This window comes from Kosakonia sp. H7A (assembly GCF_003028445.1).
GTDB lineage: Bacteria > Pseudomonadota > Gammaproteobacteria > Enterobacterales > Enterobacteriaceae > Kosakonia > Kosakonia radicincitans.
In genome coordinates, this window is record NZ_PYTZ01000004.1 from 42,410 (window position 1) to 67,020 (window position 24,611).

21 protein-coding genes are annotated in these 24,611 nt (G+C 56.1%); 12 read left to right on the top strand and 9 right to left on the bottom strand.

Annotated elements, in window-relative coordinates; translation table 11 throughout:
* The first annotated feature begins 97 nt into the window (after positions 1-97).
* From mtnN to CWM66_RS15340, 3 genes are read left to right on the top strand one after another with little or no spacing between them, the layout of a single operon-like run.
* Positions 98-796 carry a 5'-methylthioadenosine/S-adenosylhomocysteine nucleosidase gene (gene mtnN, locus CWM66_RS15330; protein WP_107146857.1) on the top strand — a complete coding sequence of 233 codons (699 nt, stop codon included), beginning with the start codon at positions 98-100 and terminating at the stop codon, positions 794-796.
* A complete protein-coding gene (gene btuF, locus CWM66_RS15335) occupies positions 789-1,589 on the top strand; it encodes a vitamin B12 ABC transporter substrate-binding protein BtuF (RefSeq protein WP_035886490.1) in 801 nt (266 codons plus the stop codon). Before mtnN ends, btuF begins: the two co-directional genes overlap by 8 nt.
* A 14-nt stretch (positions 1,590-1,603) precedes the next feature.
* Complete coding sequence (locus tag CWM66_RS15340; RefSeq protein WP_007373212.1) at positions 1,604-2,227, top strand: TRIC cation channel family protein; 624 nt, start codon at positions 1,604-1,606, stop codon at positions 2,225-2,227.
* Positions 2,228-2,289: 62 nt separating this feature from the next.
* Here the strand turns inward: CWM66_RS15340 and CWM66_RS15345 are convergent, their stop codons facing one another.
* From CWM66_RS15345 to clcA, 3 genes are all read right to left on the bottom strand, one after another.
* The gene (locus CWM66_RS15345; protein ID WP_107146858.1) at positions 2,290-2,940 is read right to left on the bottom strand and encodes a response regulator transcription factor; all 651 of its coding nucleotides are present in this window, start codon (positions 2,938-2,940) and stop codon (positions 2,290-2,292) included.
* A gap of 318 nt (positions 2,941-3,258) precedes the next feature.
* Positions 3,259-3,603 carry an iron-sulfur cluster insertion protein ErpA gene (erpA, locus tag CWM66_RS15350; protein ID WP_007373210.1) on the bottom strand — a complete coding sequence of 115 codons (345 nt, stop codon included), beginning with the start codon at positions 3,601-3,603 and terminating at the stop codon, positions 3,259-3,261.
* A gap of 82 nt (positions 3,604-3,685) precedes the next feature.
* Positions 3,686-5,092 carry a H(+)/Cl(-) exchange transporter ClcA gene (gene clcA, locus CWM66_RS15355; RefSeq protein WP_107146859.1) on the bottom strand — a complete coding sequence of 469 codons (1,407 nt, stop codon included), beginning with the start codon at positions 5,090-5,092 and terminating at the stop codon, positions 3,686-3,688.
* A 169-nt stretch (positions 5,093-5,261) separates the two neighbouring features.
* On the opposite strand from clcA, the gene hemL reads away from it, so the two are divergent.
* Positions 5,262-6,542, top strand: a complete 1,281-nt coding sequence (gene hemL, locus CWM66_RS15360; RefSeq protein WP_007373208.1) for a glutamate-1-semialdehyde 2,1-aminomutase — start codon at positions 5,262-5,264, stop codon at positions 6,540-6,542.
* 53 nt (positions 6,543-6,595) lie between these two features.
* On the opposite strand, the gene fhuB is transcribed toward hemL, so the two are convergent.
* The 6 genes from fhuB to hrpB all read right to left on the bottom strand — a co-directional run bounded on the left by fhuB (position 6,596) and on the right by hrpB (position 17,870).
* Positions 6,596-8,578 carry a Fe(3+)-hydroxamate ABC transporter permease FhuB gene (fhuB, locus tag CWM66_RS15365; protein ID WP_107146860.1) on the bottom strand — a complete coding sequence of 661 codons (1,983 nt, stop codon included), beginning with the start codon at positions 8,576-8,578 and terminating at the stop codon, positions 6,596-6,598.
* Positions 8,575-9,465 carry a Fe(3+)-hydroxamate ABC transporter substrate-binding protein FhuD gene (gene fhuD, locus CWM66_RS15370; RefSeq protein WP_107146861.1) on the bottom strand — a complete coding sequence of 297 codons (891 nt, stop codon included), beginning with the start codon at positions 9,463-9,465 and terminating at the stop codon, positions 8,575-8,577. The genes fhuB and fhuD overlap by 4 nt, the downstream gene beginning before the upstream one ends.
* On the bottom strand, positions 9,465-10,262 hold the full coding sequence (fhuC, locus tag CWM66_RS15375) for a Fe3+-hydroxamate ABC transporter ATP-binding protein FhuC (protein WP_107146862.1): 798 nt from the start codon (positions 10,260-10,262) through the stop codon (positions 9,465-9,467). Before fhuC ends, fhuD begins: the two co-directional genes overlap by 1 nt.
* A gap of 47 nt (positions 10,263-10,309) precedes the next feature.
* Positions 10,310-12,562 carry a ferrichrome porin FhuA gene (gene fhuA, locus CWM66_RS15380; protein ID WP_107146863.1) on the bottom strand — a complete coding sequence of 751 codons (2,253 nt, stop codon included), beginning with the start codon at positions 12,560-12,562 and terminating at the stop codon, positions 10,310-10,312.
* Positions 12,563-12,804: 242 nt separating this feature from the next.
* A complete protein-coding gene (gene mrcB / locus CWM66_RS15385) occupies positions 12,805-15,330 on the bottom strand; it encodes a bifunctional glycosyl transferase/transpeptidase (protein WP_107146864.1) in 2,526 nt (841 codons plus the stop codon).
* 110 nt (positions 15,331-15,440) lie between these two features.
* A complete protein-coding gene (hrpB, locus tag CWM66_RS15390; protein ID WP_107146865.1) occupies positions 15,441-17,870 on the bottom strand; it encodes an ATP-dependent helicase HrpB in 2,430 nt (809 codons plus the stop codon).
* Positions 17,871-17,943: 73 nt separating this feature from the next.
* Between hrpB and thpR the strand changes: the two genes are divergently transcribed.
* From thpR to panC, 8 genes are all read left to right on the top strand, one after another.
* Positions 17,944-18,477: an RNA 2',3'-cyclic phosphodiesterase gene (gene thpR / locus CWM66_RS15395; RefSeq protein ID WP_090398239.1), complete on the top strand. Its 534-nt coding sequence runs from the start codon at positions 17,944-17,946 to the stop codon at positions 18,475-18,477.
* A gap of 12 nt (positions 18,478-18,489) precedes the next feature.
* Positions 18,490-19,194, top strand: coding sequence for a DNA/RNA nuclease SfsA (sfsA, locus tag CWM66_RS15400; RefSeq protein ID WP_107146866.1), 705 nt, complete (start codon positions 18,490-18,492; stop codon positions 19,192-19,194).
* Between the two features lie 174 nt (positions 19,195-19,368).
* The gene (dksA, locus tag CWM66_RS15405; protein ID WP_007373199.1) at positions 19,369-19,824 is read left to right on the top strand and encodes an RNA polymerase-binding protein DksA; all 456 of its coding nucleotides are present in this window, start codon (positions 19,369-19,371) and stop codon (positions 19,822-19,824) included.
* A 91-nt stretch (positions 19,825-19,915) separates the two neighbouring features.
* Entirely contained in the window at positions 19,916-20,782 is an 867-nt protein-coding gene (gluQRS, locus tag CWM66_RS15410; protein WP_107146867.1) for a tRNA glutamyl-Q(34) synthetase GluQRS, read from the top strand.
* A gap of 84 nt (positions 20,783-20,866) precedes the next feature.
* Positions 20,867-22,264: a polynucleotide adenylyltransferase PcnB gene (pcnB, locus tag CWM66_RS15415; protein ID WP_204368018.1), complete on the top strand. Its 1,398-nt coding sequence runs from the start codon at positions 20,867-20,869 to the stop codon at positions 22,262-22,264.
* Positions 22,261-22,740 (top strand): 2-amino-4-hydroxy-6-hydroxymethyldihydropteridine diphosphokinase, encoded by a 480-nt coding sequence (folK, locus tag CWM66_RS15420; protein ID WP_007373196.1) that lies wholly within the window; start codon positions 22,261-22,263, stop codon positions 22,738-22,740. The genes pcnB and folK overlap by 4 nt, the downstream gene beginning before the upstream one ends.
* Positions 22,741-22,839: 99 nt before the next feature.
* Positions 22,840-23,631 carry a 3-methyl-2-oxobutanoate hydroxymethyltransferase gene (gene panB / locus CWM66_RS15425; RefSeq protein WP_107146868.1) on the top strand — a complete coding sequence of 264 codons (792 nt, stop codon included), beginning with the start codon at positions 22,840-22,842 and terminating at the stop codon, positions 23,629-23,631.
* Between the two features lie 11 nt (positions 23,632-23,642).
* On the top strand, positions 23,643-24,506 hold the full coding sequence (panC, locus tag CWM66_RS15430) for a pantoate--beta-alanine ligase (RefSeq protein WP_035886509.1): 864 nt from the start codon (positions 23,643-23,645) through the stop codon (positions 24,504-24,506).
* Positions 24,507-24,611 lie beyond the last annotated feature (105 nt).

Below are 24,611 nucleotides of genomic sequence, written 5' to 3' on the forward strand. Positions count from 1 at the left end.
GTGCGAAGCGTCACGGGATATCATTACAATCCTGTATGCCATGATAGACTATGCCCTGGAAACGTAATTCTGTCCTATCACATTAGCGAGTATCTCCATGAAAATTGGCATTATTGGTGCAATGGAAGAAGAAGTTACGCTGCTGCGTGACAAAATCGAAAACCGTCAAACGCTCAACGTTGGCGGCAGCGAAATCTACACCGGTACGCTGAATGGTACAGACGTCGCGCTGCTGAAATCAGGCATTGGTAAAGTTGCCGCGGCGATGGGCGCGACCCTGCTGCTGGAGCGTTGCCAGCCGGACGTGATTATCAATACCGGTTCCGCTGGTGGCCTTGCACCGACGCTGAAAGTGGGCGATATCGTGGTGTCTGACGAAGCGCGTTATCACGATGCCGATGTCACCGCATTCGGTTATGAGTATGGCCAGCTTCCTGGCTGCCCGGCCGGGTTTAAAGCCGATGGCAAACTGATTGCGGCGGCAGAAGCCTGCATTAATGAACTGGATCTGCATGCTGTGCGCGGGCTGATTGTCAGCGGCGATGCCTTTATTAATGGCTCTGTTGGCCTGGCGAAAATCCGTCACAACTTCCCGCAGGCGATTGCCGTAGAAATGGAAGCCACCGCCATTGCTCACGTTTGCCACAACTATGGCATTCCGTTTGTTGTTGTTCGCGCCATCTCAGACGTTGCCGATCAGCAGTCCCACCTCAGCTTTGATGAGTTCCTGGCCGTGGCGGCGAATCAGTCCAGCCTGATGGTTGAAACTCTGGTGCAGAAACTGGCTCGTGGTTAATCATTTTTTCAGGGTGCTTGCCACCCTGCTTGTTCTGATGCCGGCGTGGTTGTTCGCCGCGCCGCGCGTCATCTCCCTCTCCCCGGCCAATACAGAACTGGCATTTGCCGCAGGCATCACTCCCGTTGCCGTCAGCAGCTATTCTGATTACCCGCCCGCAGCGGCAAAAATTGAGCAGGTTGCCAGTTGGCAAGGCATCAACCTCGAACGCATTGTCGCACTAAAGCCCGATTTGGTACTGGCATGGCGCGGCGGCAATACGGAGCGTCAGGTCAACCAGCTAAAACAGTTCGGTATCACCGTAATGTGGGTGGATAGCATTACCATTGAGCAGGTGGCAGATACGCTGTTTAAACTGGCTCCCTACAGCCCAAGACCGCAACAGGCAGAACAAGCGGCTCAACATCTGCTTGCCGAATACCAGACGCTAAAATCCCGCTATGCCAGCCAGCCCAAAAAACGGGTCTTTCTGCAATTTGGCGCGCAACCGCTGTTTACCAGTGGAAAAGGGTCAATTCAGAACGAGGTTCTGGAGCTTTGCGGCGGGGAAAATATTTTCGCCGCCAGCCGCGTGCCGTGGCCGCAGGTAAGCCGTGAACAGGTGCTTGCGCGGCAGCCGCAGGCGATTGTTGTGGCAGGAGAAGCGGACGAAATCCCCAAAATTGAACAGTTCTGGCAAAAACAGCTGAATGTACCGATTATTTCTCTGCACGGTGACTGGTTTGAACGGGCAAGCCCGCGTATTATCCTCGCCGCTCAACAACTCTGTACTGCCCTTGCGCAGGTGAAATAACTGGGGAATCAACCATGCTGGTTTACTGGCTGGATATTATTGGCACCGCCGTATTTGCGATCTCGGGCGTTTTGCTGGCCGGGAAATTGCGTATGGACCCTTTCGGCGTGCTGGTACTTGGCGTCGTGACAGCCGTCGGCGGCGGGACCATCCGCGATATGGCATTGGCGCACGGGCCAGTATTCTGGGTGAAAGATCCAACCGATCTCGTCGTCGCCATGGTGACCTGCATGCTGACGATTGTGCTGGTACGTCAGCCCCGGCGTTTGCCCAAATGGATCCTGCCGGTACTGGATGCGGTGGGATTAGCGGTTTTTGTCGGTATCGGCGTCAACAAAGCGTTTATCGCCGAAACCGGGCCGCTTATCGCTATCTGTATGGGCGTATTGACCGGCGTCGGCGGCGGGATCATTCGCGATGTACTGGCGCGCGAAGTGCCGATGATCCTGCGCACCGAAATTTACGCGACGGCCTGTATCGCCGGGGGGATTGTTCACGCCACAGCGTTTTACTTCTTTGCTGTGCCGCTGGAAACCGCCAGTATGCTGGGCATGGTGGTGACGCTGGTTATTCGCCTGGCAGCAATTCGCTGGCATCTGAAGTTACCGACCTTTGCACTGGATGATTCCGGGCGCTAATCGGCAACCCGGATTAGCGCCTCAGGTGCAGATTGTTCTGCTGTTGATGATCGGCCTGTATTTCAAAGCAGGCTGTGAATATAAAAATATTTAATTAGCTCGCCATTATTACGCAAATTCAGTTTTTTCATTGCATTCATTTTTTGGGTAGCAACAGTACTTATCGCCCGACAACGCTTTTCGGCAATCTCAAGTAGGCTGTATCCCTCAGAGAACATTTTTATCACTTCCCACTCTTTCTTTGACAACCTCTCATATTTACCGCTATACAATTGCTGCGTAATATACGCTGAAATATATTTCTGCTGTATTTCCGGATTTAATATGTGCTCAATTGCCCGTTTTAGTTCAGCCGAACTATCGCTCATGCTAATAATTGCATCAACATTCATCTTTACCAGTTGGTCAATGATATGCGCATCGGCTTCCAGCAGAATCAACAGGACCTTGCAGCCAGAGGCAAGCGCATCGTCTGTTGTTTGCCGTAAACTCTGACTTGTATTGCTGATGATTGTAAACCATGTACTGAGGTCGAGAATAATGAGATCAACAGGCTGCGCGCTGGTGATTTGCAAAAGCGCATCGTAATGCTTAAATACGCTAAACGTAATGTCAATATTCTTATTGTCAGGTACGCATTCTATCAGCAGTTTGTTTAGTATGTTGAATTTATTTAGCAGCGCTATATTAATATTTTGAAGACAATTATGCATCCATGCCTCACTAAAGTTCCTTCCTGGTTAAATGTTACTATCGCGGATTTTCCTGTGGATAACAAAAGCAGATACTAACACTTCCCAAAAAGTTGTCGCTGAAATAATCACTGCCACTTTGAAATTAAGAAAATTATATCGTTAAAATTAATTTTTATATTTCCATAGCAAAAATAAAAACAGTTTATATCCATGACATTAATTAGCATGATGCGACATTATACTAATGCTCATAGCCAACGATAAGCACATCAGAATCGGTGAAAACAAAAAAGCCGCGTCGATAAACGCGGCTTTTTTACAGGCAGCAAACGGTTCTCAGATGCTGAAAGAGGAACCACAGCCGCAGGTGCTGGTCGCATTCGGGTTAGTTACCACGAAGCGGGAACCTTCCAGGCCTTCGGTATAATCTACCGAGCCGCCTACCAGATATTGCAGGCTCATCGGATCAACCACCAGGCCAACGCCCTGTTTCTCAATGGTCATATCACCATCGTTGATTTGATCGTCAAAGGTAAAACCGTACTGGAAGCCGCTGCAACCACCACCGGTGATGTAGACACGCAGCTTCAGATTCGGGTTATCTTCGTCCGCAATCAGGTTCTTTACTTTGTTGGCTGCTGCGTCGGTAAACTCCAGCGGCAGCGCTACGTCATCACTCATGTCTTGCTCCCAATTGATACTGCGATCTGGGCAAATATTAACCCGATCTTTTCGGCTATTATCCAGTATGCAACTAAATCGTTCAAGTATTCTCCCGCTCCATATGACGATCCTCGCTGGCAGATTGCCTGGCAAGCGTACGTGCCAGAATAGCGGAATAGAGCGGTTTACCGCCAAGAAACTGCGCTAACAGTGTCGCACCAAGGCAGGTAATGATCATTGGCAATATAAGCTGATAATTGTCTGTCATTTCCAGAACCAGCACGATCCCGGTCAACGGCGCGCGTAACGACGCCGCCAGCAACGCCCCCATTCCGGCAATGGCAAACGTCCCGGCATCTAACTGATAATGCGGGAAGATAATGGCGCTCGCGCTGCCGAACGCCATCCCCAGGACTGTACCCAGCGCCAGCATCGGCGCAAAAATTCCGCCCGGCGCACCGGAACTAAAACAGAGCAAGGTGGTAACAACGCGGGCAAGGAAAATGAACAACAGCATGCCCACGGTATAATTGCCCGCCGTCGCTATCGGGATGAGAGCAAAACCGCCGCCGGAGAGCGCTGGCGCAACCAGTCCTAAAACGCCGCATGCGCCGCCAACGATGCCGCCAATCAGCACCCACTTCCCGGTGTGCCCGCCGTGAAGTCGCTGAAACAGATCCTGTGTATTCAGCACTAACGCATTAAACAGTGGGCCGATACAACCAAACACCATTCCCAGCAGCAGATAGAGCCACAGCGTGTTCACTGGCGCATTGCTGAGTTTGCCGACATCGATCACCGCCGCCTCGCCGTTAAACAACCGGAACACAATGCTCGACATAATCACGCCGGTAAACACCGCTTTAATTGAGATCAGGTTGTAGTGAAACTGTGAGCGCATCTCTTCAATGATGAACAGGATCCCCGCCAGCGGCGCGTTAAATGCCGCTGAAAGCCCGGCGGCTGCACCGGTCGCCAGCAGCGTATGGCGGGCTTCACTGCTGCGCAGGCGAAACAGATCGCCCACCATTCGCCCGATATTGCCGCCGATCTGCACCGTCGGCCCTTCACGCCCCAGCACCATACCCGCCCCTAGCGTTCCCATGCCGCCGATGAATTTCACCGGCAGTACGCGCCACCAGCGCACCGGGCGGAGTTCTTCCAGTGCGCCTTCAATTTCAGGGATACCGGAACCGCCCGCCTCTGGCGCAAAGCGCCGCACCAGCCAGTAGCCAATCATCGCCAGACACGCCGAACCGATAAACGCCAGCGGCCAGACCAGCGCGCTGTTCGCCACCTGTCCCAGTGCGCCGATACGCGCGTTCAACACCGCGTTGACCGCTTTCTCAAACGCCACGCCAACCAAACCCGTCAGCGCACCGGCTATTGCAGCCACCACTAAAATTGCCAGCGGCGTTTTATCGCGTTGCAGCATCTGACGCACGATATTCCGTCGGCGGCGTTGCTCAACCTGTTGTTGTTCGAATGAGGGAGTCTCTGCTTGCATCTTATTTTCTATAGGTCATACAAAAGAGGTATTGTAACCAGCGACTGCCGCCGCGTCGCGGGGGAATGTCCTGCAAAATATGTCGTTTCACCAGGGCAAAACTTTCATAACATTCGTGTAATCACATAGAATGACCGGCATTGAATTTTCCACGAACCAGGAATGAAAGATGAGTAAGTCTGAAGAACTCTATAACGCAGCGCGCGAACTGATCCCCGGCGGTGTCAATTCACCGGTACGCGCCTTTACCGGCGTCGGTGGTACGCCGCTGTTTATCGAGCGTGCTGACGGTGCTTATTTGTATGACGCCGATGGTAAAGCCTATATCGATTACGTCGGTTCCTGGGGGCCTATGGTGCTGGGGCACAACCACCCGGCCATTCGCAACGCCGTTATTGAGGCGGCCAGCCGCGGGCTGAGCTTTGGTGCACCAACGGAGATGGAAGTCAAAATGGCCGCGCTGGTGACCGAACTGGTACCCACCATGGATATGGTACGCATGGTGAACTCCGGTACGGAAGCCACCATGAGCGCCATCCGCCTGGCGCGCGGCTTTACCGGCCGCGACAAAATCATCAAATTCGAAGGTTGCTACCACGGCCACGCCGACTGCCTGCTGGTGAAAGCTGGTTCCGGCGCGTTGACCTTAGGCCAACCGAACTCACCGGGCGTTCCGGCTGATTTCGCCAAACACACGCTGACCTGCACCTATAACGATCTCGATTCCGTTCGCGCGGCCTTCGAACAGTATCCGCAGGATATCGCCTGTATCATCGTTGAACCGGTTGCCGGCAACATGAACTGCGTACCGCCGCAGCCGGAATTCCTGCCGGGCCTGCGCGCGCTGTGTGACGAATTCGGCGCGCTGTTGATCATTGACGAAGTGATGACCGGCTTCCGCGTTGCGCTGGCAGGCGCGCAGGCTTATTACGGCGTCGAGCCGGATCTGACCTGTCTGGGCAAAATTATCGGCGGCGGCATGCCGGTAGGCGCGTTTGGCGGGCGCCGTGAGGTGATGGACGTACTGGCGCCGACCGGCCCGGTCTATCAGGCTGGCACACTCTCTGGCAACCCGATTGCGATGGCTGCGGGCTATGCCTGCCTGACTGAAGTGGCGCAGCCGGGCGTTCACTCCACGCTAACCGAGCTGACCACGCAGCTGGCCGACGGTCTGCTGGAAGCAGCGCAGCAGGCAGGCATTCCGCTGGTCGTCAACCACGTAGGTGGTATGTTCGGCCTGTTCTTTACCGATGCGCCAGCCGTGACCTGCTATCAGGATGTGGTGAAGTGCGACGTTGAACGCTTTAAGCGTTTCTTCCATCTGATGCTGGAAGAAGGCGTTTATCTTGCGCCGTCAGCGTTTGAGGCGGGCTTTATGTCCGTGGCACATAGTGAAGAGGATATCGATAACACTATCGATGCCGCACGTCGCGTTTTCGCGAAGCTGTAATGTTTTTTGCCGGATAAGGCACAGCCCTCTCCCCGGTGGGGAGAGGGAAAAAATTAGCGGCTCTGCTTTCTCAGCAAATAGATAAAGTACGGCGCGCCGATAAACGTCGACAGCAATCCCGCCGGGATCTGGAACGGAAACATCAGCATCCGCCCGCACCAGTCAGCAAACACCAGCAATATTCCCCCGACCAGCGCCGAAATAACAATATGCGGCATCGTACGACGGAACCCCATCATCCGCGCAATATGCGGTGCCATCAGCCCCACAAAGCTCAACGGGCCGATGGTCATCGTCGCGGTAGCCGTCAATGCTGCAGCCAGCAGCAACAGCACGATGCGTGAAGATGTCAGCGCCAGGCCAACCGCACGCGCCGTATCGCCGCCGAGCGGTAAAATCATCAGCCAGCGACGGCAAAACGGTGTCAATGCCAGCAGGATCACCATCATCACGCCACTACGTAGCACCAGCTCGCCCGAGGCGTTATACGTACTGCCGGAAATCCACGTCAGGATCGCCGCCATACGCGGATCCCCGCTGGCCTGCAGCATCATCAGCAACATAGTGAAGGCGGTACTGAGCGCCATCCCCGCCAGCAGCATGCGGTGCGGCGAGAATCCGCCGCGCCCGGCAGCGATCATAATGATCAGCAGCGTCAGCGCCGCGCCAAGGCTCCCGGCGGGCATCAGCCAGCCAAACGCGTTGCCGGGCACGAAGAACAACATCAGTACCACGCCAAAGGCGGCGCCAGAGCTGATCCCCAGCACTTCCGGGCTGGCCATCGGGTTACCGGTCAGACGTTGAATGATGCAACCCGCGACAGCCAGCATCACCCCGGCGGTCAGCGCGGCAACAATGCGCGGCCAGCGCCACGGCAGCAACTCCTGCAACAGCGTGCCGCTGGCCCAGTGCCAGCCCTGCGCATCGCGGCCAAAAGCCAGCGCGGCCCACATCGCCAGCAACAGCACTACCAGCCCGCCCAGCACAAACCACGGCACCTGCTGACGTTCAGCCGCGACATTGTCCCCGGCATCCATGGCGGGGGTATTCATACTCCGCAGACGCGGCAACAGCCACAGCAGCAACGGAGCGCCAATCAGCGCGGTGATCGAACCGGTGGAGACTTCCATCCACACCCGCGTCAACCACCAGATGATCTGGTCGGAGAGCCAGAGGATCAGCGCGCCAATCAGCGGCGCTAACAGCAGACGCGCCAGCAGACGACGTGCGCCAAGCATTTTTGCCAGTAGCGGCGCGAACAGGCCGATAAATCCGATGATCCCCACCGCATTCACCAGCAACGCACTCAGGACAATCGCCAGCGTCAGCGCGGCCAGGCGCGCCATCGACAGTGCAAGCCCCAGATTGCGCGCAACGCCATCATCCAGCCCCATCAGCGTGAGCGGGCGCAGCAACAGCAACGTCAGCACGGCGCAGCCAGCTAGCTGCGGCCACAAACGTTGCACCACGCTCCAGTCGGTTTGCGTCAGCGTTCCGGTGCTCCACAAAAACATGCTTTGCAATTGATCGTGGTGAAACAGCACCAGCAACTGGTTGATCGCGCCGCAATAGAGGCTGACCACCAGACCGGCGAGGATCAGCGTCACCGGCGACAACCGTTTTCCCCACGCCACACCAAATACCAGCGCGCCAACGGCGCCTGCGCCGATCAACGCCGCAAACTGCGAGGCCAGCACGCCTGGAATTGTCCACAGCGTGGTAATCGTGATGCCCAACTGCGCGCCGGTCGCCACGCCCAGCGTGGTCGGTTCGGCCAGCGGGTTACGCAATACCTGCTGGAACAACACGCCAACCAGCCCAAGCCCCGCGCCTACCAGCAGCGAGACGGCCAGACGCGGCAACAGGCTGTAATGGAACAGCATCTGATCGATCAGATTCATATCCGGCGCACGAAACGCCTGCCCCCACTGCACGCACGGCAGTGCAACGTTTAAGTTGCTCCAGGTCAGCCAGGCGGCGGCGACAAACAGCAACGCCAGCAAGAAGGCAGGGAAACGTGCAATACTCTGACTCATGTCCGGCCTCCCAGCGCGTTATCCAGCACGCGGGTGAAGTGCATCGCCGACAGTGTCGCGCCATAGAACCAGACTGCCGGAACGCGCTGGAATCGGCCAGACCGGACAAACGGCATCGCCTGCCACAGCGGCGTCGCCATCAGCTTGCGCATATCCTGCTCATTACCGTGATCGAAACAGAGCACATCCACATCTTTGTACGCTGCCAGCCTGTCGATACCGACCGTCACGCTGCCCCAGAAGGTGGTTTCCCCCTGCCAGGCATTGCGCACACCCAGTTGATCGAGCACCGCCTGGAACAGGCAGTTCTCGGCAAACACCAGCACATGGCGCGGATCGAGCAGGGTAATCATCAATAACGGACGATCGCCGCGCCGGGCGAAATGCGGTTTTGTCCCATCAATTAACGCATCAAACTGATCGAGATGTTTTTTGGCTGCGGCTTCCCGATTCAGCATTTGCGCCATTTCGTTCAGCGAACGTCGGGCCAGCGCCAGCGGTTGTTTACCGTCGCTGAAAGTAAAACCGCGCCCCGGTGCGATCTTCGCCAGTTTGGCCTCATCCGGGCCGTAACCCGCCGACCAGACCAGCAGCGAGGGTTTCATCTGCGTGAGTAATTCGAGGTTCGGTACGGTACGCAAACCAACGTCAATTACCGAAGCGGGCAGCGACGGTTCGTTAACCCAGATGTTGTAATTATGTACATCGGCAACGCCATACGGCGTAATGCCCAGCGCCAACAGCAGTTCCACAGGCAGCCATTCCAGCGCCACAATACGGTACGGATCAACGGTTGCCGCGCGAGCGCTGCGTAGATGCCACAGCAGCGGAGAAAGCGCCATCGCCGTCAGTAAGCGACGACGGCTAATCGAGTGTAGATCGGCCATCAGTAGACAAAACTCACCGGCGCCGCACCCGCCGGATGCGGCAGGATCCCCATCGGGATACCGTAAATATGTTCAAGCGTATCAGCACGCATCAGCGTGTCCGGTGTGCCTTCGGCGATCATTTCACCGCCGCGCAGCGCCACCAGATAGTCGCAATAACGCGCCGCCATATTGATATCGTGCAGCACGGCAATCACCGTCAGCCCGCGTTGCTGGCTTAAGCGATGCACCAGCGCCAGCACATCAACCTGATGCGCGATATCCAGCGCCGAGGTCGGTTCATCCAGCAACAGGCAGCGGCTGTCCTGCGCCACAAGCATCGCAATCCACGCCCGCTGACGCTCGCCGCCGGAGAGACTATCCACCAGCCGGTGCGCCAGCGGCTTTAGCCCGACCAGCGCTATCGCTTCTTCCACTTTTTCTCTGTCGGCCACGCCAAAACGCCCCAGCGCACCGTGCCACGGGTAGCGGCCAATCGCCACCAGCTCACGCACCGTCATCCCTTCCGCCTGCGGCAACTGCTGCGGCAGATAAGCCACTTTGCGGGCAAACGCCTTGCTGTTCCAGCTCTCCAGCGGCTGCCCGTCGAGCAGAATATCGCCCGCAGAAGGCGGCTGATGACGGCCGAGCATTTTCAGCAATGTGGATTTGCCCGAGCCATTATGGCCAATCAGGCCAGTGACTTTCCCCACCGGGAATGTCAGGGAGAGAGGCTGCAGCAGCGTACGTCCCGGCACGCTAAAAGTAACATCGGTCAGTTGAAAGGTTGTATCGGGAAGCGCTCTGTTTTCCTGCATGATTGCCATCTTATAAAAGGGCGCGGCGAACCGTGCCCGAAGAGAGATTAGAAGCGGAAGGTTGCGGTCGCCACCACCTGACGTTCTGCGCCCCAGAAGCAGCCGTACGTGTTGAAGCAACTGGCAACGTATTCACGATCGAGCAGGTTATTTACGTGAAGCGCGACGTTGGAACCCGCCAGGCCAACACGCGCCAGATCGTAACGCACCAGCGCATCAACAACCGTGTAGCTACCCACCTTAAAGGAGTTCGCCGGATCGCCATAGCTTGAACCGGTGAGACGTGCGCCGGTTCCTAATGTCAGACCAGACAAAGCTCCGTCGTAGAAGGTGTAGTCGCCCCACAGTGACGCCATATGTTTAGGCACTTGCGCCGGAGTGTTGCCTTTGTAGTTGGTATCAGTGGTGTATTCAGCCTGGGTATAGGTATACGAACTCACCACGTTGATATTCGCTGACAGCGCCGCTTTGGCTTCGATTTCCACGCCACGCGCGCGAATTTCACCGCCTTCAACAGACCAGAAAGAACCGTTTGGATCGGCCATCAGGTTGTTGCTCTTGGTGAGCTGATAGACGGCACCGGTCATGACAATCGGACGATCTTTCGGGCTGTATTTCACGCCTGCTTCGTACTGCTTGCCTTTGGACGGTGCGAAAATCGCGCCGCTCGCCCCGGTGGTCGATGCCGGTTCAAATGACTCGCTATAGCTAAAGTACGGCGTTACGCCATTGTCGAACAGGTAGTTAACACCGCCACGCCAGGTAAACTGCTTGTCGTCACGTTCCGCAGTGATATTAGTGGTGCGGTTGAATGCGCTCTGTTTAGCCCAGTCATAACGGCCGCCCAGCGTAACCAGCACCTTATCCCACTGCGCCTGATCCTGTGCGTAAAGGCCCGTTTGTTGCTGGCGGTTCAGGATCTGGTAAGCGCCAGAAGGCGTCGGGCGAGCACCGAAATCGAAATCACCGCGATCAAGATCGTAGATATCAGACGGAGCGACAGAGCCTGCATAGCCAAACCATGAATTAATGTCGTTACGCATACGCATGTAATCGACGCCGGTCAGCAGAATGTGATCCACTGAACCGGTAGTAAATTTGCTTTGCAGTTGCGTATCGACGGAGAAGTTCTGCAACTTCTCGTGATCGATCACATACTGACGCGTCAGGTAATGGCCCCACTCAGATTGCGCAATGCCTGCACATGGGCTGCTCGCCGGAGCGCTTGAATAGAGCGGATCAGAACACATTCCATAACCGTAAACGCTGTTTTGCGACGTTTTGTTCTCGGCGTAACGCATGTTCTGGCGCACGGTGAAGGTGTCATCGAATGCATGTTCGAAGCTATAACCCACCATTTTCTGGTTACGGGAATAGGTGTTGTTCTTCGCGCCTTCGTTGAAGTCAGTCGGCAGACGCGAACCATTCGGCAGCGGTTGAACCGTTCCCTCTTTCGGCAACCAGCCGTAATAGCCGGTTTCCGGCTCGTTCTGGAAGTAAGAGAGGAACGTGAAATTCGTTTTGTCATCCGGGCGCCAGGTAAAGGATGGCGCAACGGTGTAGCGCTGCTCTTTTTTGTCTTCCTGCTGTGCATTCGCCGAACGCGCAAGACCGGTTAAGCGATAAGAGAATACGCCGTCATCATCCAGCGCATCGCTGAAATCAAACCCGGTCTGGAACAGGTTGTCTGTGCCTGCCTTGAACTGTATTTCATACAGTGGCGTGGTGGTTGGGCGCTTGCTGACCATATTCAACAGGCCGCCGGGGCTGCTTTTTCCGTAGAGCACCGAGGTTGGGCCGCGCAGGATTTCGGCGCGCTCAATCATGTAAGGATCAATTACCGCGTCATTGTAGAAGTTGCCCTGCATCTTCAGACCGTCGAGGTAGTTGTTCTGGCTCTGACCATCCGCGGCGAAACCACGAATAATCAGGTAGTCGTAGGTGTTGGATGCACCACGCGTCCCCACCGCAACGCCCGGTGTATAGCTGAGGGCTTCTTTTACGGATTTCGGCTGATGCAGCGCGATCTCTTCGCTGGTCACCACGGAAATAGACTGGGGGGTTTTCTCCAGCGGCATATCCGTTTTGGTTGCTGTGGCGGTATGTTTCGCCGCGATGGTAGCCGCCGGACCCCACGCGTTTTCTTGCGCAACTGGCGCTGTGGTTACGGTGATGGTTTCTTCATTCTGGGTTGTTGCAGCCTGTGCATAAACAGACATGCCGCTAACCGCTGTGGCTACTACAACTGCGATTTTACGCAGCGTAGTGTTGACTGGCTGAGCAGTTTTTGGACGCGCCATTGGTTTATCTCTGAATCAATGAGTGAACGATAACGTAAACGATAATTATTATTATGACCGCAGCATAATATGCGAAGCGTTGTACGCATAGCAAGAAGTAAGCCGCGCGAGAGCGCCTGAGGGATTAAGAAATAACCAGATAAAAAACGTGGGGTTAAAAGGTGTTTAAGAGGTCGTTATCTGAATGTTTGCGATAGCGAAAAAAAGAAAAAACCCCGGCTTTGCGACCGGGGTTTTCAGGGTTAATTACTGCCAAACATCTCTTTGATCCAACCTGCGACGCCATCGCTTTTCTGCTCTTGCTGTGGCTGTTGCTGGGGTTGCTGTTGTTGCGGCTGCTGCTGCGGCTGCGTTGACTGATCAAACGGGTTGCCGGTTTGCGGCTGCACCTGATTCTGCTGGCACAGCGTTTCCGGGCTGGTTGTCCAGACCGGCAGTGAACGCGAACCGCCACCGCCGCAGACAAAGTTGCCCATGTCGTCGACGCCCATTGTGGTGATGTCTTCCGGCGGCGTCAGATCCAGCGGGATCGGCGACTGGTTTTCCAGATAACGCTGATAAATCGCCATCGCGCCGCTTGCACCATACAGCTTCGTCGGCTGGTTATTATCGCGCCCCACCCAGGTGATGGTCACTTCACGCCCGTCGATACCGGCAAACCAGGTATCGACGTTATTGTTAGTAGTACCGGTTTTCCCGGCCAGATGCAGACCCGGATATTTCGCGCCCAACTGACGGCCCGTACCGCGCTGAACCACCTGTTGCATGGTCCACAGCGTCATGTACGCCGCCTGCGCCGGCACCGCACGTTCGGCCTGCGGGAAGCTCTGATACAGCACCGTACCGTCTTCAGCAATCACTGAACGCAGTGCGGAAAGCTGCGCGCGGTTACCGCCGCTGGCGATAGTCTGGAACGCCTGCGCCACTTCAATCGGCGTCAGGTTCAGCGCACCGAGCAGCATTGACGGCATGCCGGTGAGCTGATCTTTTGGCGCGCCCAGTTTCAGCCAGGTATCCGTTACCGCTGGCAGACCAACCGCCATCCCGAGATTAACCGTCGGCACGTTCATTGAACGTGTCAGCGCATCCACCAGCATAACCTGACCACTGAAACGGCGATCATCGTTCTGTGGTGCCCAGACCTGGCCGTTCGACAACCGCAAAGAGATCGGCGCATCGGCAATCCAGGTATTGAGGCGATACACATTTGGCTGGCTCAGCGCCGTCAGATAGGTCGCCGGTTTCGCCAGCGAACCAATGGAACGGCGCGCTTGCATGGCGCGGTTATAGCCCGCGAACTGCGGCGTCGCGCCGCCAACCATGGCCCGAACCTCGCCGGTATAGCGGTCTACTACCACCATCGCCGTTTCAAGATCGCTCAGTTTGCGCTGCTTGATCAGCGCCGGAATACCTTCCACGGCAGCTTTTTCTGCCGCGTCCTGCGCGACAGAATCAAAGGTCGTGAAAATCTTCACGCCGGAGAGATCTTTCACTTTATCGCCGAGTTTCGCCTGCAACTCCTGACGCACCATCTGCATAAACGCCGGCTGCGGTGAAATCACCCCTCCCCGCGGCTGTACGCCCAGCGGACGAGCGCTCAGCATGTCATACAGTTCCTGATCGATGACGTTTTGCTGTTGCAACAGACGCAACACCAGGTTACGGCGCTCCAGTGCCAGTTTCGGGTTGCGCCACGGGTTATAAACCGACGCCCCTTTCACCATTCCCACCAGCAACGCCTGCTGATCGAGGCTCAGCTCCTCCACCGGACGGCCAAAATAGTAGAGGCTCGCCAGCGGGAAACCGCGGATCTCGTTGTCGCCGCTCTGACCGAGGTAAACCTCGTTCATATACAGTTCAAGAATACGATCCTTGCTGTAACGGGCATCCATAATCAGCGCCATATAGGCTTCGTTGGCTTTACGCCAGTACGACCGTTCGCTGCTCAGGAACAGGTTCTTCACCAGTTGCTGCGTCAGCGTACTTGCCCCTTGTACCGTGCGTCCGGCGGTCAGGTTTGCCAGCACCGCACGGCCAATGGAGTAGAAGCTGATACCGTCATGTTCATAGAAATGACGGTCTTCGGTTGCCAGCAGCGTATCAACCAGCAGATCCGGGAAACCGTTACGCGGCACGAACAGACGCTGCTCGCCGTTCGGCGAAGAGAGCATAGTGATGAGACGCGGATCGAGACGGAAGAAACCGAACTGGCGATTGCTGTCCATGTTCTCAATGGTTTCCAGACGATCGCCATCAAAAGTCAGACGCGCTCGCACCTGCCCCTCTTTGCTGTCCGGGAAATCAAACGGGCGGCGGATCATCTCAATGCTTTTCGCCTGCACGGTAAACTCGCCGGGACGCGTCATCTTCGTCACCTGGCGGTACTGCGTGGCTTCCAGCAGTTTTACCATTTCGTTTTTGCTGATCGCCATATCCGGCTCAAGGTTGACCATGCGGCCATAAACCGCAGCCGGCAACTGCCAGACTTTGCCATCGATACGGGCGCGGATTTTTTGATCCAGATAAACGCCATAAATGGCGCACAGCACGGCTAAAACGATGAAAATTTTCAATAGCAGCCAGAACCAACCGCGTTTGCCGCGTGGCTTCCCGCCTTTACCTTTTTTCGGCATCGGTTCTTCATCCTCATCATCATCGTCGTAATCGTCGTACTCCTCTTCCCGGAGTCGGCGACGACTGATTTTTTCTTTCACCGGACGCACAGGTTTCCCCTTACGTCCAATTGGCTCGCGGTCATTCCCCGCCATGCTTTACTCTCCGCAACATTCAGGCGCAAGGGCCTGATTCTCAGTTCTTTTGCCAACGGGCAGAAGAAGAAATCTCTCAATTTTTAGCGCACCGCGCTGCTCAGCCGGGTTTACGAATACTTCTTCGTACGCCGGGTCGGCGCGGTATTCGCCGGATCGTCCGGCCAGACATGTTTCGGATAGCGCCCTTTCATCTCTTTTTGCACTTCACGATAAGCGCCGTTCCAGAATGCGCTTAAATCCCGCGTAATTTGCAGCGGCCGCTGCGCCGGGGAAAGCAGCTCCAGCACCAGCGCGACGCGCCCTTGAGCAATCGTCGGCGTGGCCGCTTCACCAAACATCTCCTGCATGCGAACCGCCAGCGCCGGTGGGTTATCTTCATGATAACGGATGGCAATCCGGCTTCCCGTCGGCACAGTGTAATGCCCCGGCAGTTCACTATCCAGCCGTTGACGTAATGACCACGGCAGGGTGTTTTGTAATGCCTGCGTAACATCCAGCGCTTTTAAATCGCGCAGCGATCGGATACCGCCCATTTGTGGCAATAACCATTGCTCCAGATTCTCCAGTAAAGAGGCCTCATCCACGGCGGGCCAGCCCTCTTCTGGCAGCCATTTCGCCGCGCAGTGTAAACGTAAACGGTACTGCACAGCCTCCGGTGTCCAGTTCAAAACTTGCAAGCCTTTATCGCGGATGCCGTTAAGCATCGCCTGATGCAGCTCCTCTTCTGAGGGTTTAGCCAGCGGCTGCACTTTCACCGTTAACTGGCCGATCCGGCTACGGCGAAAGGCTTTTAATGTGCCTTGCGCCTCGTCCCATTCGACGGTATCCGATTGCTGCAACAGTTGTGGGCAGCGGGTGATCAGCGCCTCAATATCGAGCGGCAACGCCAGTAAAATACGCGCATCCGGTGACTGGCTTCCCTGCAATAACAACGGCGCAAGCAGCCACTCATGGCGATTTAGCGCATCGTCGGCATCCAGCGTCGCCCCCATACCGTTCGCCAGTTGATAACGCCCTTCCTGCCCGCGCCTGCGCGCAATACGATCGGCAAACGCACCGGCAAGCAACGGCGCCACCGCGCTGATATCCACTTCTCCCCCGCTGCTTTTTAGCCTACGAGCAAGCTGGCGCGCACGCTGCTGCCAGTTTGGCTGCGTGCGTGAAAAGGCCGCGTTTAAATCACTGTTTCCACCACGAGGTGGTTCTTCAAGGATGGCGGCCAGCGTCGCCGCCGTCGCGATCTCGTCATCCCCTTCAGCCGCCGCCAGCATTGCGGCCAGACGCGGATCATTACCCAGCGCGGTCATCCGCTGACCAAACGCTGTTAAACGACCCTCTTCCAGCGCCCGCAGTTGCGTAAGCAGCGTGCGCGCCGCCGCCAGATTAGTCGCCGGAGGCAGATCCAGCCAGCAAAGTTGCGCAGGATCCTGGCATCCCCAGAGTAATAATTCCATCAACAGACCGGATAAATCGCTGTGCAGAATTTCCGGGCTACTTTGCGCCGCTGCACGTTCAGCCTGCTCTTTACTTAATAAATGTACGCAAATCCCCGCTTCCAGACGCCCGGCGCGACCGGCACGCTGCGTCATCGACGCCACGCTGATGCGCTGTGTCATCAGCCGGGTTAAACCGCTGCGGGGATCAAAACGCGCCACGCGCTCCTGCGCGCTATCCACCACCAGGCGAATACCTTCGATGGTCAGACTGGTTTCGGCAATATTGGTGGCGAGCACCACTTTGCGCTGCCCAGCGGGCGCAGGCAAAATCGCCTTGCGTTGCTCGCTGAGCGGCAATGCGCCATAGAGAGGGCAAAGCAGCACATCGCTGCCGACGCGGGCGGCCAGTTGCTCCTGCACGCGCTGGATCTCACCCACGCCTGGTAAAAACAGTAATAAGGAACCACGTTCCTCGCGCAGTAATCCGCTAACGACCTGCGCCACGGCTTCATCAAAGCGCTGATGCGCTGCCAGCGCCTGATAACGTTGCTCGACCGGGTATGCCCGCCCGGCAGAAACAATGGCAGGAGCCTGCGGCAAAAGGGTTTGCAGACGTTCGTTATCCAGCGTAGCGGACATCACCAACAATTTAAGATCGTCGCGCAGCCCCTGCTGGAGATCCAGCAGCAGCGCCAGCGCCAGATCCGCCTGCAAGCTACGTTCATGGAATTCATCGAGGATCACCAGCCCAATGCCGTTCAGCTCCGGATCCTGCTGGATGAGGCGCGTTAAAATTCCTTCAGTGACCACTTCGAGGCGCGTGTTCGGCCCTACGCAGGTCTCTGCACGCATGCGGTAACCCACGGTCTCGCCAGGTTTCTCATTCAGCAGTTCCGCCAGACGCTGCGCCACATTGCGCGCCGCCAGGCGACGCGGCTCCAGCAGCAAAATCCGCCCGTTGATCTCACCCTGTTGCAGCAGTTGTAACGGCAGCCAGGTGGATTTGCCGGCACCGGTCGGCGCGCTCAACAACACCTGAGAAGAGGAACGTAACGCAGCAAGGATATCGGGCAGAACAGCAGCAACCGGCAGTGAGGACACAAAAGCTCCAGAGGATTCACATAAGAAGGCCAGCTAGTATACCATCGCCATAATTCATTACCGAGAACACGCCATGCCCGAATCAAAAAGGCTGTTTTTCGCCCTCGAATTGCCTGCCGACATCCAGACGCAGGTCATTCACTGGCGCGCGCAGCACTTTCCTCCCGAAGCCGGACGCCCGGTGGCAGCAGCAAACCTGCATCTGACGCTGGCATTCCTCGGCGAGATCAGTGCGGAAAAGCAGCGTGCGCTGGAAGGGCTGGCCGGGCGCATTCGCCAGCCGGGTTTTACGCTTCATCTGGATGACGCTGGCCAGTGGTTGCGATCCAGAGTGATTTGGCTCGGTTCGCGCCAGCCGCCGCGCGGGTTGCTGCAACTGGCCGATATGCTGCGCGCGCAGGCTTCGCGCAGCGGGTGTTATCAAAGCCCCCAACCGTTTCATCCGCATATTACGCTGCTGCGTGACGCCAACCGCGCAGTGACGATCCCGCCGCCGGGGTTTCGTTGGTCTTTCCCGGTCAACGAATTTGCCCTGTATGAATCGCAGTTTATCCAGGGACGCACGCGTTACACGCCGCTGAACCGCTGGACGCTTAAAACAGAATAATAAGGATTTCCTATGGAATTTATTCCGCCGCTTAAATCCGCCACGCTGATCCAGCGCTATAAACGTTTCCTGGCGGATGTGATTACCCCGGAAGGAGAAACCCTGACATTGCACTGTCCTAATACCGGAGCGATGACAGGTTGCGCGACGCCAGGCGATACGGTGTGGTATTCCACTTCGACAAATCTGAAGCGCAAATATGCACACACCTGGGAATTAACTCAAACCCAGCAGGGCGCATTTATTTGCGTCAACACTCAACAGGCCAATGCATTAACAAAAGAAGCCATTCTCGCCGATCGCCTGCCGGAACTGACGGGATATAGCTCGCTGAAAAGCGAAGTAAAATATGGTGCGGAGCGTAGCAGAATTGACTTTCTGTTACAGGCAGAGGATCGTCGCAACTGCTATATTGAAGTGAAATCGGTCACGCTCGCCGAGCAGCAGTCAGGCTACTTTCCGGATGCCGTCACCTTGCGAGGACAAAAGCATCTGCGGGAGTTAATGGGCGTCGCGGCCAGCGGCGATCGCGCGGTAATTCTGTTTGCCGTCCTGCACTCTGCCGTTGAATATTTTTCTCCTGCACGCCATATTGACGAGGAATACGCACGATTATTGAGTGACGCACAACGTCAGGGGGTAGAAGTAATCGCTTATAAAGCGGAACTTTCTGCCGATAATATCACTCTTAGGTTGCCGCTACCTTTTACGGTATAAAGGGCAAGCAGTTGACAGGTCAGTGATTTGTTCGCGTGCGCAAATACGCTTTTCCTCACAGCGTTGTCAAGTGTTACGTTTAGATATTTGCCATCTGTAAAAGCATCTGTTATTTATAGCGGCCTGATTTTTCCCCCACACGGGGATCGATAGTGCGTGTTAAGGAGAAGCAACATGCAAGAAGGGCAAAACCGTAAAACATCGTCCCTGAGTATTCTCGCCATCGCTGGGGTGGAGCCGTATCAAGAGAAACCGGGCGAAGAGTATATGAACGAAGCCCAGCTGGCGCACTTCAAGCGAATTCTTGAAGCATGGCGTAATCAACTCAGGGATGAAGTCGATCGCACCGTTACGCATATGCAGGACGAAGCTGCTAACTTCCCGGATCCGGTTGACCGTGCCGCCCAGGAAGAAGAGTTCAGCCTCGAACTGCGTAACCGCGATCGCGAGCGCAAGCTGATTAAAAAGATCGAGAAGACGTTGAAAAAAGTAGAAGACGAAGATTTCGGCTTCTGTGAATCCTGCGGCGTGGAAATTGGTATCCGTCGTCTGGAAGCGCGTCCAACCGCCGATCTGTGCATCGACTGTAAAACGCTGGCGGAAATCCGCGAAAAACAGATGGCGGGTTAATCCCCCGTTATCACTGATGACGCATCACTTAGGCGTGGTGCGCCTTATACGGCGGGAGTGATTCCCGCCCTATATTTCTTTGCCTGTCGATATGCCTGAATCTCACTATATTGGGCGCTTTGCGCCATCTCCTTCCGGTGAACTGCACTTTGGCTCATTGATTGCTGCGCTTGGCAGCTACCTGCAGGCCCGCGCCAATCAGGGCGACTGGCTCGTCCGTATCGAAGATATTGATCCCCCTCGTGAGGTTCCCGGCGCAGCAGCGACGATTTTGCGTCAGCTGGAACACTACGGTCTGCACTGGGACGGTGAAGTGCTGTGGCAATCGCAACGACATGATGCCTACCGTGAAGTACTCGCTACTTTGCAACGTGACGGTTTAAGTTACTTCTGTACCTGCACCCGCGCGCGTATCCAGAGTATCGGCGGCATCTACGATGGCTATTGCCGCACCCGACACAACGGCCCGAAAAATGCCGCGCTACGTCTGTTGCAACATCAGCCGGTGCTGTATTTTGACGATCGGCTACGCGGCCGTATTGTGGCCGATGAAAAACTGGCGCGGGAAGATTTCATTATTCATCGTCGTGATGGGTTATTCGCTTATAACCTGGCCGTCGTGGTCGACGATCATTTTCAGGGCGTGACGGAGATCGTTCGCGGCGCGGATCTGATTGAACCGACAGTGCGGCAAATCTCGCTCTATCAGCAGCTTGGCTGGCCTGTGCCTGGGTATATTCATCTACCTCTGGCACTTAACGAGCAAGGGAATAAGCTCTCCAAGCAAAACCATGCTCCTGCCTTGCCTGGCGGCGATCCCCGCCCCATAATAATCAGGGCTTTACAATTTCTGAACCAGGATGTAACAAATGAGTGGCAGGATCTCAGCATCGAAGTGTTGCTGAACCAGGCGGTCGAAAATTGGTCACTTTCCCGCGTGTCTGAGGGGCAGATGTGAATACATCATTCTCAAATGCGTCGCGCTGAGCTATGATTAGCCGCTATTTTTTTGTCCTGACGTTTGACACTACCGAGGTGTACTATTTTTACCCGAGTCGCTAATTTTTGCCGCAAGGTGCTAAGCCGCGAAGAGAGCATCGCCGTCGAGGCGTTGGCTCAACCGCAGATGACGGTTATTCCGCGTGAGCAGCACGCTATTTCCCGCAAAGATATCAGTGAAAATGCGCTCAAGGTGCTCTATCGTCTGAATAAAGCGGGCTACGACGCTTACCTGGTAGGCGGCGGCGTGCGCGACTTATTGCTGGGCAAAAAACCAAAAGATTTTGACGTCACCACCAGCGCCACGCCGGATCAGGTACGCAAACTGTTCCGCAACTGCCGGCTGGTCGGCCGCCGTTTCCGCCTCGCACATGTCATGTTCGGCCCGGAAATTATTGAAGTTGCCACCTTCCGCGGCCACCACGACGAACAGCAAACCGATCGTTCTATTTCCCAGCGCGGCCAGAACGGCATGCTGCTGCGTGACAATATCTTCGGTTCTATCGAAGAAGATGCCCAGCGTCGCGACTTCACCATCAATAGCCTTTATTACAGCGTTGCCGATTTTACCGTGCGTGATTACGTCGGGGGCATGCGCGATCTGGAAGAGGGCGTGATTCGCCTGATTGGCAACCCGGAAACCCGCTACCGTGAAGATCCGGTGCGCATGCTGCGCGCGGTGCGCTTCGCCGCCAAGCTGGGGATGCGCATCAGTGAAGAGACAGCCGAGCCTATCCCGCGTCTGGCCACATTAATTAACGACGTTCCGCCCGCGCGTCTGTTTGAGGAATCCCTCAAGCTGCTGCAGGCTGGCTATGGTTACGACACCTGCCGCTTGCTGCGCGAATATGGCCTGTTCCAGCCCCTGTTCCCGACCATCACCCGCTACTTCACCGAAAAAGGTGACAGCCCGATGGAGCGCATTATTGAGCAGGTGCTGAAGAATACCGACAACCGTATCCACAATGATATGCGCGTCAACCCGGCGTTCCTGTTTGCCGCTATGTTCTGGTATCCACTGCTGGAGGATGCCCAGCGCATTGCGCAGGAAGGCGGTCTTGCCTATTACGATGCGTTCGCGCTGGCGATGAATGACGTGCTGGATGAAGCCTGTCGTTCGCTGGCCATTCCAAAACGCATTACGACGCTTATCCGTGATATCTGGCAGCTACAGCTGCGGATGTCCCGCCGCCAGGGTAAACGCGCCTGGAAGCTGATGGAGCATCCGAAATTCCGCGCCGCTTACGATCTGCTGGTGCTGCGCGCCGAAGCGGAAAACAACGGCGAGCTGCAACGTCTGGCGAAATGGTGGGGTGAATTCCAGGTTTCTGCGCCGCCCACACAAAAAGATATGCTGGATGATTTAGGCGAAGAGCCAGCCGAACGCCGCCGTCATCGCCGCCCGCGCAAACGTACGCCGCGCCGTGAGGGCAGTGCGTGACTCTCGCTTACATCGCGCTGGGCAGCAATCTCGCATCGCCGCTTGATCAGGTCAACGCGGCGATCGCCGCCCTCGGCGAAATCCCACAAAGCCGCATTGTGGCGGTCTCTTCGCTCTATCGCACTCCCCCGCTCGGGCCGCCGGATCAGCCGGATTATCTCAACGCTGCCGTGGCGCTGGAAACAACGCTTGCGCCTGAAGCGCTGCTCGATCACACCCAACGGATTGAGTTACAGCAGGGCCGCGTACGTAAAGCGGAGCGCTGGGGGCCACGCACACTCGATCTCGATATCATGCTGTTCGGTTCCTTAACGCTGAATACGCAACGCCTGACGGTTCCGCATTACGATATGAAAAACCGTGGTTTTATGCTGTGGCCGCTGTTTGAAATCGCCCCCGATCTGCACTTCCCGGATGGCGCTTCGCTGCGCGCCACGCTGGAACAGCTCAACGCGCCAAAACCCGACGCCTGGTAATTCCCTCTGCCGCCTCTTTGCGACGGCCTAAAATCATTGCCCGCCTGAATGTTACTGATAGAATGCGCCAGAACACGCTTTGAACTATCAGGAAACACTATGAAACCTACCACCATCTCCTGGCTGCATAAGTGTAAACAGGATAAGAAACGCTTCGCGACAATCACCGCTTACGACTACAGCTTCGCCAAACTGTTTGCCGAAGAAGGGATTAACGTGATGCTGGTTGGCGACTCGTTAGGGATGACGGTACAAGGTCATGATTCCACCCTGCCCGTCACCGTGGCAGATATCGCTTATCACACACAAGCGGTGCGCCGCGGTGCTCCATCATGCCTGCTGCTCGCCGATCTGCCGTTTATGGCGTATGCCACACCGGAACAGGCCTTTGAGAATTCCGCCATCGTGATGCGCGCGGGCGCCAATATGGTGAAAATCGAAGGTGGCCGCTGGCTGGCGCCGACGGTAAAAATGCTCACCGAACGCGCGGTGCCAGTGTGCGGTCATCTCGGCCTGACACCGCAATCAGTCAATATTTTCGGCGGTTACAAAGTTCAGGGGCGCGGCGACGCGGCTCAGGGGCTGCTTGACGATGCGCTGGCACTGGAAGCCGCCGGATCGCAACTGCTGGTGCTGGAGTGCGTGCCGTTGGAACTGGCGCAGCGTATTACCGCCGCATTAACCATCCCGGTGATCGGAATTGGCGCAGGCAATGTTACCGACGGCCAGATTCTGGTTATGCATGACGCGTTTGGCATCACTGGCGGCCATATTCCTAAATTTGCTAAAAATTTCCTCAATGAAGCAGGCGACATGCGCGCAGCGGTCAGGCAGTATGTTGCCGAAGTCGAGTCCGGCGTCTATCCGGGCGAAGAACACAGTTTCCATTAAGGAGTCCTGTTGTGTTGATTATTGAAACCCTCCCGCTGCTGCGTCAGCATATTCGCCGACTGCATCAGGAAGGGAAACGCATTGCGCTGGTCCCGACCATGGGTAACCTGCACGATGGCCATATGAAGCTGGTCGATGAAGCGAAAGCCCGCGCCGACGCGGTAGTGGTGAGCATTTTTGTTAACCCGATGCAATTCGACCGTCCGGACGACCTGGCGCGCTACCCGCGTACTTTGCAGGATGATTGCGAGAAGCTGAACAAGCGCAAGGTGGATTTTGTTTTCGCGCCTGCGCCTGCCGATATCTATCCGCAGGGCACCGACGGTCAAACCTATGTTGACGTTCCGGGCCTCTCCACCATGCTGGAGGGCGCCAGCCGTCCGGGGCATTTCCGCGGCGTTTCCACCATCGTCAGCAAGTTGTTTAATCTGGTACAGCCGGATATCGCCTGCTTCGGCGAGAAGGATTATCAGCAGTTGCAGTTGATCCGCAAAATGGTTGCTGATATGGGCTATGACATCGAGATCGTCGGCGTGCCGACGGTACGCGCGAAAGATGGTCTGGCACTGAGTTCACGCAACGGTTACCTCACCGCTGACGAGCGTAAAATCGCCCCGGCGTTGAGCAAAGTGATGAATGCCACTGCAGAAAAATTGCAGGCAGGCGCGAGCGACGAAGAAGAGCTGATCGCCATTGCAGCCCAGGAAATCAACGATGCTGGTCTGCGCGCTGACGATATTCAGATCCGCGATGCCGACACGCTGGAGGCGCTCTCGAGCAAAAGCCAGCGCGCGGTGATTTTAATGGCGGCCTGGCTCGGACAGGCGCGCCTTATCGACAATAAAGTGGTTGAACTTGCCCGCCAGGCAGGGTAAAAATTTCGCCAGGACTCCACTCCCGTTAAGACTTTTCACGGTCTGCGGGAGTGAAATGAGCATGCGGGGAAATGCAGGATGCCGCCCCTCATTTTTAGCTGACTT

Bases quoted from the DNA above. Each gene is read 5' to 3' on its own strand.
- fhuD (WP_107146861.1), bottom strand. From the start codon at position 9,465: ATGGCCGATCTACACTCGATTAGCCGTCGTCGCTTACTGACGGCGATG.
- clcA (WP_107146859.1), bottom strand. From the start codon at position 5,092: ATGCAAGCAGAGACTCCCTCATTCGAACAACAACAGGTTGAGCAACGC.
- dksA (WP_007373199.1), top strand. From the start codon at position 19,369: ATGCAAGAAGGGCAAAACCGTAAAACATCGTCCCTGAGTATTCTCGCC.
- fhuB (WP_107146860.1), bottom strand. From the start codon at position 8,578: ATGAGTCAGAGTATTGCACGTTTCCCTGCCTTCTTGCTGGCGTTGCTG.
- sfsA (WP_107146866.1), top strand. From the start codon at position 18,490: ATGGAATTTATTCCGCCGCTTAAATCCGCCACGCTGATCCAGCGCTAT.
- hemL (WP_007373208.1), top strand. From the start codon at position 5,262: ATGAGTAAGTCTGAAGAACTCTATAACGCAGCGCGCGAACTGATCCCC.
- erpA (WP_007373210.1), bottom strand. From the start codon at position 3,603: ATGAGTGATGACGTAGCGCTGCCGCTGGAGTTTACCGACGCAGCAGCC.
- panB (WP_107146868.1), top strand. From the start codon at position 22,840: ATGAAACCTACCACCATCTCCTGGCTGCATAAGTGTAAACAGGATAAG.
- CWM66_RS15340 (WP_007373212.1), top strand. From the start codon at position 1,604: ATGCTGGTTTACTGGCTGGATATTATTGGCACCGCCGTATTTGCGATC.
- fhuC (WP_107146862.1), bottom strand. From the start codon at position 10,262: ATGCAGGAAAACAGAGCGCTTCCCGATACAACCTTTCAACTGACCGAT.
- mtnN (WP_107146857.1), top strand. From the start codon at position 98: ATGAAAATTGGCATTATTGGTGCAATGGAAGAAGAAGTTACGCTGCTG.
- fhuA (WP_107146863.1), bottom strand. From the start codon at position 12,562: ATGGCGCGTCCAAAAACTGCTCAGCCAGTCAACACTACGCTGCGTAAA.
- CWM66_RS15345 (WP_107146858.1), bottom strand. From the start codon at position 2,940: ATGCATAATTGTCTTCAAAATATTAATATAGCGCTGCTAAATAAATTC.
- mrcB (WP_107146864.1), bottom strand. From the start codon at position 15,330: ATGGCGGGGAATGACCGCGAGCCAATTGGACGTAAGGGGAAACCTGTG.
- gluQRS (WP_107146867.1), top strand. From the start codon at position 19,916: ATGCCTGAATCTCACTATATTGGGCGCTTTGCGCCATCTCCTTCCGGT.
- thpR (WP_090398239.1), top strand. From the start codon at position 17,944: ATGCCCGAATCAAAAAGGCTGTTTTTCGCCCTCGAATTGCCTGCCGAC.